10 protein-coding genes are annotated in these 16,416 nt (G+C 66.9%); 6 read left to right on the forward strand and 4 right to left on the reverse strand.

Annotated elements, in window-relative coordinates; genetic code table 11:
• Positions 1 to 134: 134 nt before the first annotated feature.
• From KF724_03670 to KF724_03680, 3 genes are read left to right on the forward strand one after another with little or no spacing between them, the layout of a single operon-like run.
• Positions 135 to 836, forward strand: a complete 702-nt coding sequence (locus KF724_03670) for an ABC transporter ATP-binding protein (GenBank protein ID MBX3354779.1) — start codon at positions 135 to 137, stop codon at positions 834 to 836.
• Positions 833 to 3,634 carry a hypothetical protein gene (locus KF724_03675; GenBank protein ID MBX3354780.1) on the forward strand — a complete coding sequence of 934 codons (2,802 nt, stop codon included), beginning with the start codon at positions 833 to 835 and terminating at the stop codon, positions 3,632 to 3,634. The genes KF724_03670 and KF724_03675 overlap by 4 nt, the downstream gene beginning before the upstream one ends.
• Positions 3,631 to 5,058, forward strand: coding sequence for a DUF4340 domain-containing protein (locus KF724_03680; GenBank protein ID MBX3354781.1), 1,428 nt, complete (start codon positions 3,631 to 3,633; stop codon positions 5,056 to 5,058). The genes KF724_03675 and KF724_03680 overlap by 4 nt, the downstream gene beginning before the upstream one ends.
• A gap of 6 nt (positions 5,059 to 5,064) precedes the next feature.
• On the opposite strand, the gene ribD is transcribed toward KF724_03680, so the two are convergent.
• From ribD to KF724_03700, 4 genes are all read right to left on the reverse strand, one after another.
• The gene (ribD, locus tag KF724_03685; protein ID MBX3354782.1) at positions 5,065 to 6,213 is read right to left on the reverse strand and encodes a bifunctional diaminohydroxyphosphoribosylaminopyrimidine deaminase/5-amino-6-(5-phosphoribosylamino)uracil reductase RibD; all 1,149 of its coding nucleotides are present in this window, start codon (positions 6,211 to 6,213) and stop codon (positions 5,065 to 5,067) included.
• A complete protein-coding gene (locus KF724_03690; GenBank protein ID MBX3354783.1) occupies positions 6,210 to 7,856 on the reverse strand; it encodes a serine/threonine-protein phosphatase in 1,647 nt (548 codons plus the stop codon). The genes ribD and KF724_03690 overlap by 4 nt, the downstream gene beginning before the upstream one ends.
• Before the next feature lie 178 nt (positions 7,857 to 8,034).
• Positions 8,035 to 10,149: an elongation factor G gene (fusA, locus tag KF724_03695; protein MBX3354784.1), complete on the reverse strand. Its 2,115-nt coding sequence runs from the start codon at positions 10,147 to 10,149 to the stop codon at positions 8,035 to 8,037.
• A 208-nt stretch (positions 10,150 to 10,357) separates the two neighbouring features.
• Positions 10,358 to 11,398: a hypothetical protein gene (locus KF724_03700; protein ID MBX3354785.1), complete on the reverse strand. Its 1,041-nt coding sequence runs from the start codon at positions 11,396 to 11,398 to the stop codon at positions 10,358 to 10,360.
• A gap of 221 nt (positions 11,399 to 11,619) precedes the next feature.
• Here KF724_03700 and KF724_03705 point away from each other — a divergent pair, with 221 nt between their 5' ends.
• From KF724_03705 to mnmA, 3 genes are all read left to right on the forward strand, one after another.
• A complete protein-coding gene (locus KF724_03705; protein MBX3354786.1) occupies positions 11,620 to 12,003 on the forward strand; it encodes an RNA-binding protein in 384 nt (127 codons plus the stop codon).
• Between the two features lie 230 nt (positions 12,004 to 12,233).
• On the forward strand, positions 12,234 to 14,870 hold the full coding sequence (locus KF724_03710; GenBank protein MBX3354787.1) for a hypothetical protein: 2,637 nt from the start codon (positions 12,234 to 12,236) through the stop codon (positions 14,868 to 14,870).
• 247 nt (positions 14,871 to 15,117) lie between these two features.
• Positions 15,118 to 16,392: a tRNA 2-thiouridine(34) synthase MnmA gene (gene mnmA / locus KF724_03715; protein ID MBX3354788.1), complete on the forward strand. Its 1,275-nt coding sequence runs from the start codon at positions 15,118 to 15,120 to the stop codon at positions 16,390 to 16,392.
• Positions 16,393 to 16,416 lie beyond the last annotated feature (24 nt).

Raw genomic sequence — 16,416 nt, forward strand, 5'->3', positions numbered from 1 at the left:
GGCACGACGGCCCTTCCCGCGCGAGTAGACTTCGAAACTCTCGCTCCAGACGATGCGTGAACGCCGTCCGGTGCGAGAGTTCCCGGAACACGGAACGCACCTGGACGCGGCCCCGCATGATCGATCTAGAAGGCGTGAGCAGACGATTCGGAACGGTCGCCGCAGTGCGAGAGCTTTCGTTCCGCGTGCCGGCGGGGGTGCTGTGCGGCTTTCTCGGTCCCAACGGAGCCGGCAAGAGCACCACCATTCGCATGATCGCCGGGGCGATCGCCCCCGACGAGGGGCGGATCACGCTCTGCGGCCGTGACTTGGGAAGCGATCGGGCGGGGGCCCTCTCAACGCTCGGGTGGCTTCCCGAGCACGCGCCACTGCCCGGTGAACTCCGAGTCGAGGAGATGCTCAGCCTGCGCGCCCGCATGTATGGGTTGAGCGGAGGCGAGCGGCGCGACGCGGTCGACTTCGCGATTCGGGCTTCCGGCGTGGCGCCGATGCGTCGGCGCCTCTGCGGACAGCTCAGCAAGGGGTTCAGGCAGCGAGCGGGCCTGGCTGCGGCGATCGTGCATCGCCCGCGCGTCCTGGTGCTCGATGAGCCGACCTCGGGGCTCGACCCCGGTCAGATCGACGACTTTCGTTCACTGCTCCGCTCGCTGAAGGGGGAGACGACGGTGCTGCTCTCAACCCATGTCCTCTCGGAGGTCGAGTCACTCTGCGAGCGCGTGGTGGTGATTGATCGAGGCACCCTCCTCGCCGATGGCGAGGTCGATCACTTCCGGCGCGGCGGCGCGGACACGCTCGAAGATCTCTATCGCGGTCTTCTCGGCGGGCGACTGCAATGACGAGCTCCTCCGCATCGTCGGGCGCCTTACGGGCCATCCTGCTGCGCGAGTGGCTGATGCTCGTGCAGGCGCCGATCGGATGGGTGGCGCTCGCCGCCTTCGCTGTGCCGCCCGGGATCGTCTTCGCACTCGGTGCGCTGGTCCCGGGCACACCCGTCTCGATGCGAGTTCCGCTCCAAGTGGCCGCGTGGTGTCTCTTTGTCACCGCGCCGGTCTTCGCGCTGCGGAGCATTTCAGAGGAGCGGCGCTCGGGCACATGGGACACCCTGCTCTCGTCGCCAGCATCGGCGACGGCGATCATCCTCGGGAAATTCGTCGCGTTGATGGCCTTCCTGCTGCTCTTTGCGCTGCCGCTGGTGGCGCAGGTTGGTTTGCTGTCGCTCGTGGCTCGGCCGGACCTCGGGGAGTTCGCCTGCGGGCTCCTTGGGATCCTGCTCGCGGGTGGTGCGGTGCTGGCGAGCGCGTGCCTCTTCGCGTTGCTCGTGCCGAGTGGGTTGACGGCCTATCTGCTGACGATCGGCGGCTGGTCGGCGTGGCTCCTTCTGGGGCGAGCGCTCCCGACGATGGTGCCGCCCGAGGCGCTTTCGATCGCTTTCGCCGTCGATCCGCTGCGGCGGGTCGATGACTTCCTGCTGGGCATTCTTGATCCGGCGAATGTGCTCTTCTTCGTCGCGGTCATCGCATGGTTCCTCGTGGCGTCGATCGATGGTGTGGGCGAGTCGATGCGCGGAGGCCAGGCGCGCCGCCGCGTGGCGGCACGAGCCGCGATGCTCTCCGGGGCGCTGGTGCTGGTGATCGCGATCATCGGCCTCGCGAGCGAGCCGATGCTTCGGCAGAGCGTTGACCTCACGCGCACGCGCGCATGGACGCTGAGCGATCGAACTCGGGCGCTGGTCGCCTCGCTCGATGGTGATTGGCGTATCGAGGCAATTGCCGGTCGTGACACCGTCGATGCAGCGGCGCTCAGGCAACTGGATGAAGTGCTCGCTCGCTTTGACGGTCTGGCAACACGAAGCGGTCGACTCGCCTCTGCTCGAATCGACCCCGCCGATCCATCGCAGTCGATGGGCTTCGAGCAGGCGCTTGAGCGCCTCGAGCGACTGCACCAGTCGCCACTGTCCGAGGCGCACGCCGCAGTCGATGGAGGGATTGCCGCCTATGAGCGCCTTGCTTCGTGGGCCGGTGCGGAGGCCAATGCGCTGACAGCGCTCCTCGCGCAGGTGCCGTCGGCGGCGGAAGTCGCGGCGGCCGGTGGTGCGGCGGGCCGGACGACGCTGACTGACGAACAACGCGGAGTGCTGGAGCAGTGGCGCGCGATCTGCATTCGAGTGGCGACCGATCACCGCGCGTTTCTTGATGCAGTCCGGGCCGATGCCCGCAGCAGTGAGCAGGCGCCGCTCGCCGATCCGATGCGGGCGGCGAGCCGTCTCGATGCGGCGCTGCGAGCGTGGATCACCCAATGCAACGACGCCGAGGCGGCGCTTCGTGAGTTGCGCCGCGGCGCCAACTTGCCGCCTCCGGTCATGGACTATCTCCGAGATGCGCCGTCGCGCGCTCTGGACATGGCGCAGCGCCTCGCCTCGGCGCAGGATCGGCTCGCCCGGCTTCCCGGCGTGGCCTTGAGCGAGGTTGCCGCCGCGCTGCGCTCGGGTGACGCCGTGGTGGTGAGCGGGCCGGGCGGTGTGGCGGCCATTCCCGGCTGGCAGGTGTTGCCGCCACTCGGAAGCGGGGGGGCCTCCTTCGATCGACGATTCCGAGGCGAGGAGGTCATCGCGGCCGCGCTGCGGTCGATTGAGCGTGGCCGGGCGCCGGAGGTGATCTTCGTGCATGCAGAGGGACGATCGCTCCTTCGACCTTCCGCCGATCGGATGGACCTGACGGCGCTCGCCGACGCCCTGCGCTCGGTCCGTTGCGCGGTCTCGGAGTGGCAGCCCGGTGCGGAGCCTCGGCCGCTCGCGCGCGAAGGCCGACGACAGGCGTGGGTGATCATTCCGCCTCTGCGACGGCAGTCGATCGAGGCCGATGCGCGGGAGCAGCGCCTCTTGGAGGCGACCCTGCGGCTTATCGAGTCGGGGGAGCCGATCCTTCTCGCCGTCACGCCGAGTGTGCTTCCGCTGATCGGACGCCCCGATCCATGGGCGGAGCTCGCGCAGCGTCTCGGCGTGCGAGCGGACAGCAGCCGGACCGTGCTCGAGCTCGCGGCGCTCTCCGAGCGTGAGCGCGAGGTTCGAGCCTTTCACGAGATCGATGGGGCATCGAGCCATCCTGCGGCGCGTGGTGCAGCGGGCATGAGGACCATCATCAGCGAGCCGGTTCCCGTTTCCGGCATGGAAGGTGTCGAGGCGATCGGACTCCTCGAGATTGCACCGGCCGGCAATCGCTGGCTCGAAGATGATTGGCGCGGTGCCGCTCGTCGCACCACAGCCGTGCCAGTGGCGAAGCGCTTTGATTCGCCCGTGGCAGTCATCGTGGCGCGCGAACGACCCGGCGGCGCGCGGGCGGTGGTCTCAGGTGGCGCCGGCTGGCTCTTCTCCGGCCTGACCGATCTCACGGGGCAACTCGGCCCGGAGCGCGTCTTCCTTCGCTATCCGGGAAACCGCGAGCTCTTCGTCGGCATCATCGGATGGCTGGTCGAACTCGAAGGCGATTTCGCCTCCGCCACGGGGCGCGAGGTGGAGCGCATTCCTGTCGAGGCAACGCGGGTGCGTGGCGTGCTCGGCCTGAGCGCGGTCGCGGGTGTGCCGGGTGCGGCCATGCTCTTCGCGGCGTTCCTCTGGCTCAGGAGGCGGGCGTCATGAAGGTCTGGCGCATCGCGATCGTCTTCTGGCTTCTGGCCGCGCTGGCGTTGGGCGCGTGGTACTTGGCCCGCCAGCGTGCACGCGTCATGGACCATGAGGTTCACTCGCGCGAAGTCCGGGGCGGTCCTCGCCCGGTTCTCACGCCGGGCCGTTGGCCGCTTGATCGGCTCGATGCGGTGGACATCAGCGCGGGGGCTTCCACCCTTCGCTTCGAGCGTCGTGGTGATGGTTGGTTCCAAGTGCTGCCCTTCGTCCAGCCCGCCGAGGGGAGTGCGCTGCGGGAGCTGCTGACTCGCGCGGTCGATCTTCGCGCGACCTCGCGCGGCGCGGTGAGTGACAACGAAGCTGCGGCGCTGGGGCTTGCTCCGCCACAGGCGAAGGTCCGACTCACCCTCGGTGATGAATCGATCACACTTCAGCTTGGGCGCCGGGGCGTGGGCGGGCGCGCGTGGCTGCGCGTTGATGATGGCCCGGCCCTTGCCGCGGAGCCGTCGCTGCACGAGGCGGTGCTTGAGGGCGATCTGAGGCTCCTGCGCTCATGGCGCCTGTTCGATCTGGCTGGTGCGGACCCTCAGCGCATCACGGTCGATCGCACGCCGGCAGATCCGTCGCGCCCGGCGCAGCGATTCGAAGTGATCAAGCGAGATGGTCGCTGGATGATGGAGGCGCCCTTCCGAACGAGAGTGGACCAAGGGGTCGTCACCGCACTTCTGGGCGCACTCTCTCGAGTGGAGCACGCGGGCTTCGCCGATGAGCAGCCCGAGGACCTGGCCCTTTTCGGACTGGAGCGCCCCATCGCGTCCATCGAGGTCGCATCGGCGCGGGCGGGCACGCTCGGCAGTGGCGCGGACTCCGCTGGCGCCACGGCGACACCATTGCGAATCGAGCGTGTCGAGATCGGATCGGCTCTCGCGCAGGGGGGTTCGATCTGTGCTCGGCGCACCGATCGGCCCCCGATCGTGCTCCTCGACCAGACGGCGCTGGCCGCGCTCCTGCCCGCGGCGGAGGCCTTCGCCGATCCTCGGCCCACCGCGCTTCGACCCGAGGACATTCGCTCCATTCGCATTCGCGATCCGCAGGGGGCTCTGCGAGTCCAACTCGATCGAACGATCGATGGATGGTTCGTGTCGCGCGGCGATGATCAATCGAAGCAGGCCGCCCATCTCCCCGCACTCGCCATGCTCATCGAGAGATTGGTCGAGTCCCGGGCCACCGAGCTGGCGCTTCATCCGATGCCGCAGGAGCTCCTGCTCGCGTCGATTGAACTCGTTCCGACATCGGGGTCGCCCAGCGTGATCAGGGTGGCGCGCGAGGGCGACGGGGGGCGCTGGGCGCTTGATGAGTCGGACGATGTCCTGCGGATCTTCCCGCCCTCTTTCGCGCTGCCGCTCTCGGCCCAGGAGTTCGGGCTGGTCGGGGAGTGAATCAGCTCAGGCGCGGGGACCTTCGAGATTGCGGTAGAGCAGCACCATCTCGTCGCCGCGCTGCCAGGCGCCGGCGAGAGTGTGCCGCCTCATGTCATCGGGCGTGGCGGGCTCAAAGCCTCGGATCGCTCGGGGGGCACGCGGGTCGCCTGCGAGTCGCGGTGAAATGACCACCCAGCGCTCATTGATGATGTTCTCGCGTTCAAGTGCGCCCAGCAGACCGCCGCCGCTCTCGACGAGCAGGCGCGAGACGCCATGGTCTCTCGCGAGGATCAGGAGCAGCGCGTGCAGCGGACCTTCGACTTCGATGAGGACGACACCGCGCTCACGAAGGCGCGCCGCGTGGTCATGTCGCCGCGTGATCGCTTCGGGATGCGCCGCGATCAGAAGCGGAACCCGGTCGGCCGAGGCGACGAGCGCCGCCTCGAGCGGGATGGTGAGTTCGGGATCGAACACCACGCGCATGGGCGTGCGGCGCTTCGTGACGCCACGCGGCGTGAGCTGAGGATCGTCGGCAAGCACGGTGCCGATGCCGGTCAACACGGCATCGACCCGGCCCCGTTCGCGGTGCACCATGCGGCGCAGCCGTTCGGACGAAATCCAGCGAGAGGCCCCGCCGTGGGCGGCGATCGCGCCGTCAATCGTCTGCGCCCACTTGGCGGACACCCACGGAAGTCCCGTCGTCACGCGATGAACGAAGGGAGCATTGAGCGCCGACGCCGAGGGGTGCGCCCGTTGCATGGCGACGATGCCCGCCTCTCGCAGGGCCGCCGCGCCACCACCGGCGATCGGGTTCGGATCGGCCGTCGCGTAGATGACCCGGGCGACACCGGCGCGGATGATCGCGTCGGTGCATGGAGGGGTCCGCCCGTGATGGCGACAAGGTTCGAGTGTGACCACCATCGTCGCGCCGCGAGCGTTCGAAGCAGCATGGCGGAGCGCCTCGACTTCGGCGTGCGCTTCACCTAGCCGACGATGATGGCCTCGGCCGACCTCGCGGCCGTCGGACGCGAGAATGACGCAGCCCACCATCGGGTTCGGCTCGACATGACCGTGGCCGCGAACGGCAAGGCGAACGGCGGTCGAGATCGCTTGATCGATGCACTCGGCCTCGCGCGGAGAGAGGCTCTCGCTGGAGTCGGCGGATCCGGTCATGTGGCGACGGAGACCTGCGCGGAAAGTTCCACCGGGGGCTCCTGAGTCGCACTCTCAACGGTCGCCCTAGCGACAGTTCCACCACTCACCGTGGCGGGTGAGGGCGTGCGTTCACCCTCGCGAATCGAGGTGCGCTCTTCGAGCGTGACGCCCGGAGGAGGCGCGACTCGCGCCGTCGGTGCAAGCGACATCGTCGCAATGAGGAGGTCGTCGTGGAGAATGCCGCCGCTCCACTGATCGATCTGCGAAGCGAGGAACTCGCTCCAGCGCGGAGGCGCCGGCTGCCGGCTGCACGCTTCGCGAAGCCGCGACTCGCCGAAGACACGACCGCGCCGATCGCGCGCCTCGATCACACCATCGGTGACGAGGATGAGCGTCTCGCCCGGCTGGAGCCAGGTGACCTCCTCGGTGACTTCGAACTCCGTGTGGGCGATGGCTCCGAGCAGATACGCCGTGCTCTCGCGCGATTCGACACCGCCATTGCGTCGTCGCAGGACCGCGGCCGGATGACCTGCATTCGCAACGACCAGGCGCCCCGTGTGCGGATCGAGTTGGGCTGCGACCGCCGTTCCGAAGATGACATGCTTCGAGAGCGTGAGATAGATGTAGCGGTTCAATCCCGCCAACACCGCCGACGGTGAGATCAGCGGGTTCTCGGCGCGAATGCGATCAAGTTCGCCAGCAAGTCGATTGACCGTCATCGCGGCGGCGAGCCCATGCCCGGTGACATCGATGACCACCGCGTGGAAGCGATCAAGCGGGTCGGTCCAGGCCTGCACGAAGTCTCCGCCGAGCTCGCGCATCGGTCGGTAGAGGAGGTCGAATTCCACATCCTCGTGCTTGGAGGGGTGTGGGAAGAGACTCTCATGAATCTTCCGGGCCTGGGAGAGCTCGCGGCGCAACTCCATGAAGCCCTGGCTGGCCATGCGGCGTCCAAATCGGCGGCGATGACGACTCAGGCGCCACCAGCACGCCACCATGCCCGGAATGAGCACCAGCGGCAGGAGGAGCGTGCTCAGGAGCGGCTCAATCCACCAGCCGGAGTCTTGGAGGACTTCGCCGCGCACCTGGACCACTCCGCCGTGCTGATTGAGGAGCAATGCGGCGACGCCATAAGCCACGATCAGCGGCACCATCGGACGAAGGCTCTCGCGAGGAGACCATGGCAGGATCAGGCACGCGGAGAAATGCCAGAAGAAGATGCTCTGCACCGGGCTGAAGGTCTCGGTCGCACCAAGCAAGGCCGCAACCGACTCGAGGGCGAGGTGCACGCCCCCGAGGAGCACGATCATCCAGCTTGCCTCGTGCACGAGGGCTTCGCGCGTTTCGACGCGACGCGTCCTGATGAGTGCGAAGACCGCAAGAATGGCAAAGTGGGCGACGCTGCTGGCGAAGGCCGCAGGCAGGGTCAGGCTGTCGAACCCCTGGCGCAGGACCGCTTGGTCGGCGGTCACCAGGCGCTCCGGAGCCTGCATGCTCGAAGCCCACCAGATCAGCAGATAGGTCCCCAGGGCGAAGATCTCCAGCAGCGCAAAGACCGCGCAGAGGATCAGGAAGCGCGTGCGGAACCAGCGCTCCATCTCTCGCTCGTACTCCCCGCGGAAGAGGCCGGGGAGGTTCTGTTCGGATGCGGACTCGCTCATGGACACGATGGAAAGGTCAGTTCGGGCTCGGGAGGCGTCGGGTTCGCGCCGGAGGCAACGCAGGTTGAATCACCTTGAGACGCTCCAACCAAGCGACAGTATCCCGCGCGGCTGATGAGGCCGCACGAGCACGGGGAATTGGGAACAAGGGCAGTGAGATTGCGGGCCGAATTCCGGATCAGGTCTTCGCGAGCACCTCGTCCTTGAGGCGATCGGGCATGATGCGATAGGTGTGCGGCTCCATGCTGGAGCTTGCACGGCCCTGCGTCATGGACCTGAGCGTGGTGGTGTAGCCGAAGAGCTCCGCAAGCGGAACCTCGGCATGAATGATGCGGGAAACGCCGCGCATCTCACTGTCCACGATGTGACCTCGTCGCGAGGCGAGATCGCCTGAGACGCTGCCGAAGAACTCATCGGGCGTGGTCACGACGACCTTCATGATGGGCTCAAGCAGGGCGAGGCCAGCCTGCGTGCACGCCTCGCGGAAGGCGAGGGCACCCGCCTGCTCGAACGCGATCTGGCTCGAGTCGACATCGTGGTAGCTGCCGAAGACGAGCTGCACCCGGACATTGATGACCGGGTACCCGCCGAGGATGCCGCTTGCGGCCGCCTGGCGCGCGCCGTACTCGACGCTCGGGATGTACTCGCGCGGGATGACGCCGCCGGTGATCTTGTCCTGGAAGACCACACCATCCTTGAGCTCCAGCTCCTCGGCCTCGGCCTGTTCCGGGGTGATCGGCTCCACGGTGACATAGGCGTCGCCGAACTGGCCGCGACCACCGGTCTGCTTCTTGAAGAGACCACGCACGCGCTCGGCACGGCCGACGATCGTCTCGCGATAGGCGACGCGCGGCTTGCCGACATTGACGCCGATCTTCATGTCGCGCGTCAGCTTGTTCTTGATGATCTCCAAGTGAAGCTCGCCCATGCCCGAGATGATCGTCTCGCCCGTCTCATCGTTGTAGTTGGAGCGGAAGGAGGGATCTTCGCGGCGGATGGTCGTGAGGGCTTCGCCGAGCTTCTTCTTGTCGTCGGCGGTGATGGGCTCGATGGACATCGAGATCACCGGCTCCGGGAAGACCATGCGCTCGAGGATGATCGGATGATCCGGGTCGCAGAGGGTGTCGCCGGTGAAGCTGTCCTTGAGGCCGACCACGGCCACGATCTGGCCGGCGCCCGTTTCATCGAGCGCTTCGCGGTCGAGGGCGTGCATCTCGTAGAGACGGCTGATGTTCTCCTTGCGGCCGTTGCCGGGGTTGAGCACGCGGCTGCCCTTGGTCAGCTTGCCGGAGTAGATGCGCAGGTAGGTGAGGGTGCCCGCGACATCGGCCACCACCTTGAAGACCAGCGCCGAGAAGGGCGCGTCCTCCGTGTGGGGCCGAGTGAGCTTGGTGGAAGGCTCCTTGGGATCGACGCCTTCGACATCCTCGCGCTCGGTGGGGTTCGGCAGGTACTCGATCGCCGAGTCGAGCACCTTCTGGATGCCGACATACTTGAGCGCCGAGCCGCAGAGGACGGGGAACGCGCGGCGATCGATGGTCGCCTTCCGAAGCGCCGCCTTCATTTCGGGAACCGTGATCGAGTCGTGATCGTGGATGTACTTCTCGGTGAGCTGCTCATCGAGCTCGGCGATGCGCTCGACCATCTGGGCGCGCCAGATGGTGGCGGCATCCTTCCAGTCATCGGGAATCTCAGTCTCGGTGATGGTGGTGCCGTCATCCTCGGCCTTCCAGAAGAGCGCCTTCATGGTCATCAGGTCGATGATGCCCTTGAAGTCCGGACCGTTTCCGATGGGAAGCTGAATGGCAATGGCGTTCGCACCGAGGCGCTCGCGAATCGAGTTGAAGCTGAACTCGAAGTCGCCGCCCATCTTGTCCATCTTGTTGATGAGGCAGAGGCGCGGCACGCCGTAGCGCTCCGCCTGTCGCCACACCGTTTCCGACTGGGCTTCGACACCTTCCTTGCCGTCAAAGACCGCCACCGCGCCGTCGAGGACGCGCAGTGAACGCTCCACCTCGATGGTGAAGTCGACATGGCCCGGGGTATCGATCAGGTTGACCTTGTAGTCGACCCCCTGGAAAGTCCATGGGCAGCTCGTCGCCGCGGATTGAATGGTGATGCCGCGCTCCTGCTCTTCCTGGAGGCTGTCCATCGTGGCGGTGCCTTCGTGCACTTCGCCCATGCGGTGGATCTTGCCGGTGTAGAAGAGGATGCGTTCGGTCACGGTCGTCTTGCCCGCGTCGATGTGGGCGCAGATGCCGATGTTGCGAACCTTGCTGAGATCGGTGACCATGGCGTTCGAGCTTCCTGCTCCTGATGAATGGAGCCTTGCGTGCGGTGTCCGAGGGATGAGCGATCGACCGTCCCGACATCGGCCGTCGAGCGCCTGCCCTGCGGCGAAGAATCGGGCAATTTACCGGTACCCGTGTTTCGAAGTCAAGGATTCAGTCGAGAAGGGCGACCTCCGAGGCCCGGGTGACGCCACTGTCAAGCCCGGAAACTCACGCCATTCTCACGAGCCGCCTTCGATCGAGGCCAAGACGGGCCAGGTGAGGCTCCACTTCAGCCAGCCAGCGGCGGCCATCTTCCACATAGCCGGCCGTGGGTTTCAGTTCCGGCATGATCTTCGAGAAGGAGGTGTTCAGGCGACGCATCCAAAGCTCGCGAACCAGCTTGGCGCCCATGCTCGCCAGCGCCACGGTGAGATGCTTCGACTCCGCTTCCGATTGCCACGAGACGGTGATTCGGCGATGTCGGCAGTCGAGTTCGTAGCGGCTGCCCGCATCGGACTCTTCGAGCACCCTCAATGACGCTTCGGGAAAGGTGTAGGCGAGTTCCTCGCGGTAGTGCACGCGGCCGCCGTGGCGATCGAAGGCGACGATGAGATCGTCGTTGGAGTGCTGCTGCGAGACGGCATGCACCACCTCAAGGCCCATCGCCGTGTTCACCGACGCCTTGCTGCGCGTGCGCTCGAACGCCGCATTGAACGCGGGGACATCAAGAGCGTTGACGCGCAGCGCGCGCAGCGCGACGCCGGAGTCGGCGAGCGCTCGCTGAAGGCGCTTCGCGGCGATGCCGAGGAGCGCGCGATCGTTGGCAAGCGGGAGTGGTGTCGGCGCAGTCGACCACGGCGCTGCGTCGGGCGGCGCGGCGCCCAACAGCGACAGGAGCGCACCGTCATCGACGGGAAAGGCGGCGGGTGCGTCGAGTGCGCAGCGGCCATCGAGACAGGCGAGCCAGCCGAGCACGCCCCGCTCCAAGTGCTCGAGAGGGTGACCCGCGGCATCATTGGGGCGCTTCAACCGCTTGCTGTCGTCGACAGCGATGCGGCCACGCGGATCGCGCGGTCGTCGGCAGATGGCGCTGCCGAGGGTGGTCCAGAGATCGCCCGAGGTGGCGGGGGTCGAGGCACCGCCAGTTTCGGAGTTCGTGCCAGATGGCGCAAAGTCTGCCGAAGGGACCTCAGCGAGCACCCAGCCCACGCACAGGGGGCCAAGCAGCGGGCCATAGCCCGCTTCGTCGATGCCCAGAAGCAGCGGCATGGCGAAGAGGGTAACTGCTGGGTCGCTCTGTATCGCCCGGATCCTTCCTCAAACATTCAGGTCTGTTGAACACCTCCGAAAGATCGGACGCTATACTCGGGTCGGATTCGCGAGGGCTGACTGAACCGTTCGAGTTAGACCGCAGCGTTGAATCAGCCGTCGCTTGACCTCGCCCGAGATCGTCGCCGGTTGCATCAGAGTTCGGGCAAGGATTGATTGTGATGAAACTGTATGTCGGCAACCTGTCGTTCAAGACGACCAATGAGAGTCTGCGCGAGCTGTTCGAGCAGCATGGCTCCGTGCGCAGCGCGGAGGTGGTGACGGATCGCATGACCGGTCGTTCGCGTGGCTTCGGCTTCGTCGAGATGGACGATTCCGGCCAGGCTCAGGCGGCCATCCAGGCCCTGAATGGGAAGAACATCGAGGGTCGTGACCTGACGGTCAACGAGGCTCGTCCGCGCGAGGAGCGGAGCTTCGGTGGTGGTGGCGGCGGCGGCGGTGGCCGCGGTGGCTACGGCGGTGGCGGTGGTGGTCGCGGCGGTTACGGTGGCGGCGGCGGTGGCCGCGGCGGCCGTGGCGGCGGCGGCGACCGCGGCGGCTGGTGAACCTGAGCAAGACAGGTCTGGCCGATTCCAGCCGGTTCTAGCCAGATCCTGAGCGGCGTCATGCCGCAGAGACAATCACCGCGTTGCGGCAGTTCCACTTGGAGCGGTCGCGGCCGGTGACACGAAAGAGGCGGGCACGCGAGGCTGCGGCTCTATGCTGCACCACGCGTGCCCGCTTTTCTTTCCAAAGGCCCGGGCGTGAGATGCGCCCGTTCCGAGGAGGCCAGCCCATGACGGTCGGCGTTCGCAGAGTCTCTGGTTGCGCGTGGTGGGCGTTGATCGCCTCGCTCGTTGTGATGGCGTCCACGCGAGCAGCAGCGCAGGTCTTCCCCACGGGACTGAACGGAAGATCTCAGCCGGTTGGCATTGTCGAGGTGGCCGACCTTCTGAGATCAGCGGGGGTTCCGATCGAGCCGGAGACACTCTGGCGCTGCTACGGGGAGTACCTGACCTCGGTGGAGGCGAACATCAAGCACTGCCAGGCATCGACCGACGCATTGGGCGTCGACGGAACTCGATACGAGGCTCCGGATTCGGTCCGACGAGCCATCACCGTGGTTCGAGGCGCCATGTCGCAGCAACACCAGGCGATCGAGAGGCTTGTGGAGTGTGCCTGTCGCGCAGCGCCGGATGATTCGCGGAGTCGCCTTGGGGGGGTGCTGACGGAATTGCGAGTGCGCTGGTTGGCACGGTTCGCCCGTGGGCAGTCGATGAGCGGAATCGCGCAGCCCTTCGACCTGAGCGAACTGCTCGAGGCGCTTCCGCCAGCGACAAGACAAAGTGAGGCCGTGCGGCAAGGGCTCGCGGCAAGTGCGCCGCGTCGCGAGCGGGTCTACCGCGCACTCCTCGATGCAATCCTCGCGCAGCGCCTTCGGCTTGCAGAGGCGTGCGCCGAGTTCGGTATCTCGGGTCTGACCTTCCAGGAGGGAGCGGATGGACTTCGAGAACATGCTGATCGGGCGATGAAGGCATACATCGAGGCGCGCGCTGCCGCGGAAGACGCTCCGCCGCAGCCGTTCGTTGATCCTCTGGGCGAGTTCTGGGCGCTTCGGGAAACACCGGAATTGCCGCTGAGGGATCTGCTTGTGGCGCAGCGCGAGGCGGTGGAAGCGGTGGCCTCTCAGCTCGAGCCCGAGCAAGCCAAGCGTCTGCGGCGCGTGTACCGCAATCAGATCTTCAATCTCGACGGGTTCATGTCCTTTGATCCATGGGACCTGGCGGCGCCATCACGGCCGTCTCCGCAGTGGTTTGCGCGACGGGTCCTCTCGCAGCGGAGCGTGACCGGAGAGCGACGCGCCGAGGCAATTCGGATCTTCAATGAGTGGCTCGACGCCGAGGATGCACTCAAGGAGCAGGCGGTCAGCGCGGCGCTGAGCGATCCCGATTGGGGACGAACAAGCACCTCCAGGCACTTCTCGATGTTCCGCCAGGAAGACGAGGTCCCCCCTGAACTCGAAGCGCTCTCGACGCCGTTCCGCAAGCGCCTTGCGTCGCTGCTTGGCATGGCGTGGATCGCCGATTCCGCCGTTCCGCCGGATCCGCTTCCGGAAGTGACCGAGTTCCCCGAGTTCACGACCGCTGAGCAGGAGCTGCTCGGCGGGTCACCGCGAACCTCGGCGCGCACGCCACCGGCGGACTCCACAGGTCGCCGCATGGACTGGTTCGGCCGCTTCACACTGGGCACGCGGGAGATCGACGCATGGATGCGTCTCCTCGGCGAGTCGCTCCTGCCGCGCGCAACGCTTGAGGCATTGGTCGAGGCCCATGGTCGTGAGTGGGAGGAGCGAGTCGCGCCGCACGCGCGAGTGGCCATGGAGCGACGCCCCGGTGAGAGCGGCCGCATCGTCACTTATGTCGTCGTCGGGGAGAACGACCAGGAGCCGGAGGGGACGGATGAGTGGCGGCGCCGCGTCTCAGAGGCGATCGACCTCATCGAGGCGGCTGCTGACGAGATCGACCGGCGGCTGTTCGAGTCGATTCGTGCCGCACTTCCGCCGGAGGAGAGCTGGCGCGCCGACGCGATCAGTTTCTCCCGGCGCGCCGATTCTGTGATTTCGATTCCCTATGCATGGGTGAGCTGGCTCATCGTCATGGGCGACCTCACTGTGTTCGGCGGCGCGCGCGTCAGTCCGTTGGACGCCATCCGCAGCGCTCGTTTCGGAACGGCGCGCGAGTTGGAGGCGGTCCGGATGGTTGCCCCTCGGCTTCAAGAGTTCCAACCGCTCATCGACGAGGAGAGGCTGCTCTTGCGTTCGTTCGTCCGCATGGCGAACGCGCTGCCGCGACACTCCTCGGGGGAGCAGTCGCCTCTTGCTCGATTGGAGACGCAGGCGCCACTGCGCTCACTCCAGGAGCGTTGGCGCCACCTCGAGCGACAGGTGCTCGCTGAACTGGACGAGATGCTCACGCCGTCTGAGAAGGCGCGATTGGAGAGGGCTGTCGTGCAGCGGCGATTCGCGCAGCTCTTCTGGCTGTCAAACCACGCTTCGCGCGCCTGCGACGAGTTGAGGGACGCCGCAGCGCGATCGGCCGAGCTGGAACGGGGCCTGAGTGACATCGAGCGGATCGATGCGGCGGAGGAAGCCCTGGCGGCTGGTGTCGTTGACACCGTCGGTGGAGTGGTGACGCTCTGGAGCGAGCCGTTGCCGAAGAGCGTGGACTCCGTGCAGGGCGTTCGAGACCTGAGTCAGGTCCGCCAGCGCGCCATGGAGGGCCCACGCGAGATGCTCCGTTCTCATGGGCAGCGATGCGCCTGGTACATGGTTCAGACTCTCCCGGAGTCCGTGATCGCGGCAAGTCCGAGCTTCATGACCTTCGCTGCTGGAACCGGCGTGCCCGTGAACGAGGAGGGGAGCGGCCGTCGCTGATGTGAACCTTCGGTGAACAGGGGTGTGCCGATGTCGTGCCGCACGCAGCCCGAAGCGCGGCGCGCGACTACCATCGACCGGCCATGTCCCCGATTGCCCGCGAGTGTGTTGTCAGCCCTGCCCGCCGAGAGCGCCAGGAGCGCCTCTTGGGAGCGGCGGCGGATGCGCGGCTTCGCATCGGGCATGGTGACGGTGAGCGCAAGTGCCACGCGGTAGAGAGACTCGACGCCACTTTCGGGGTCCCGGCATGAGTCGCACCAAGGTTGTCGTGGCCATGAGCGGCGGCGTGGACAGCTCCGTGGCTGCCGCGCTGCTCCTGCGAGAGGGATACGAGGTCATCGGCTGCTTCATGCGCCTCGGATCGGCCGAGGCGCGCGAGGAGGCGGAGTGTGACATCAAACTTCACGGCGATGGAGAGCCCGGCGGCCGCGGGGGCTCGATCGGTGCTCCGCGCGACGCCGCGCGATGTGCCTCGCGCCTGGCTGCGCCGACTCGCACCTCGCTTCCGCAGGCGCCGCGAAGCCACAAGCAGGGTTGTTGCAGCGTGAACGACGCGGCGGACGCGAGACTGGTCGCGGCGCACCTGGGCATTCCCTTCTACGCGGTCAACTTCGAGCGGGACTTCGGCCGTGTCATGGACTACTTCGTCAGTGAGTACAACGCCGGGCGCACCCCGAACCCCTGCGTGCGCTGCAACGACTGGCTCAAGTTCGGAAGGTTGCATGCGCTCGCGAAGGATCTTGGTGCCGAGTTCGTGGCGAGCGGCCACTACGCGCGCGTGGTGCGGGGCGATGGCAGTGGCATGACGCCCCGATCAGGGGTCGGCGGTGATGCCGCTGCGGCGCTCCCGGCCGCCGGACGAGCGAGGTTGCTGCGAGGCATCGATCACGGCAAGGACCAGAGCTATGTGCTCTTTGGCACGCCGAGAGAGCGCCTCAGCGAGATGCTGCTGCCGATCGGCGCCATGACCAAGGCGCGGGTTCGCGCCCTTGCCTCCGAGCTCGGGCTCCCGGTTTCTGAGAAGCCCGATTCGCAGGAGATCTGCTTCGTGCCCGATCAGGACTACGCGGGCTTCATCGATCGGCGCTCGCCGCATGACCTGAGGCCCGGCGACATTCTTGATGAAGACGGCCGGACCATCGGCACGCACGACGGCCATCAGCGATTCACGATCGGTCAGCGGCGGGGAGTGCCGGTGGCGCTCGGGCGACCCGTGCATGTGATCGCGAAAGATCCCGTCGCGAACACCATCACCGTCGGAGCAAGGGAGCGGCTTCTGCGACGCGGGTGCACGGCCGCACAATCGAACTGGCTCATCGATCCGCCGGCGGACTTCATCAGGTGCACGGCCAAGGTGCGCTCGACCGCCGAGCCCGCTCCGGCCAGAGTTCGCGCCATCACTCCGGACACGATCGAGGTCGTCTTCGACGCTCCGATCGAGTCCGTCGCTCCGGGGCAGGCGGTCGTCTGCTACCGCGACGATGAGGTGATCGGAGGCGGGTGGATCGAAGCGGCCACCTGAGCCGACGGCCATGCCACACCGGAG

The organism is Phycisphaeraceae bacterium, assembly GCA_019636735.1.
In the GTDB taxonomy this organism is placed as follows: Bacteria; Planctomycetota; Phycisphaerae; order Phycisphaerales; family SM1A02; genus VGXK01.

Coding starts and splice junctions, on each gene's coding strand:
- KF724_03675 (MBX3354780.1), top strand. CDS start 833: ATGACGAGCTCCTCCGCATCGTCGGGCGCCTTACGGGCCATCCTGCTG.
- KF724_03680 (MBX3354781.1), top strand. CDS start 3,631: ATGAAGGTCTGGCGCATCGCGATCGTCTTCTGGCTTCTGGCCGCGCTG.
- ribD (MBX3354782.1), bottom strand. CDS start 6,213: ATGACCGGATCCGCCGACTCCAGCGAGAGCCTCTCTCCGCGCGAGGCC.
- KF724_03690 (MBX3354783.1), bottom strand. CDS start 7,856: ATGAGCGAGTCCGCATCCGAACAGAACCTCCCCGGCCTCTTCCGCGGG.
- fusA (MBX3354784.1), bottom strand. CDS start 10,149: ATGGTCACCGATCTCAGCAAGGTTCGCAACATCGGCATCTGCGCCCAC.
- KF724_03700 (MBX3354785.1), bottom strand. CDS start 11,398: ATGCCGCTGCTTCTGGGCATCGACGAAGCGGGCTATGGCCCGCTGCTT.
- KF724_03705 (MBX3354786.1), top strand. CDS start 11,620: ATGAAACTGTATGTCGGCAACCTGTCGTTCAAGACGACCAATGAGAGT.
- KF724_03710 (MBX3354787.1), top strand. CDS start 12,234: ATGACGGTCGGCGTTCGCAGAGTCTCTGGTTGCGCGTGGTGGGCGTTG.
- mnmA (MBX3354788.1), top strand. CDS start 15,118: ATGAGTCGCACCAAGGTTGTCGTGGCCATGAGCGGCGGCGTGGACAGC.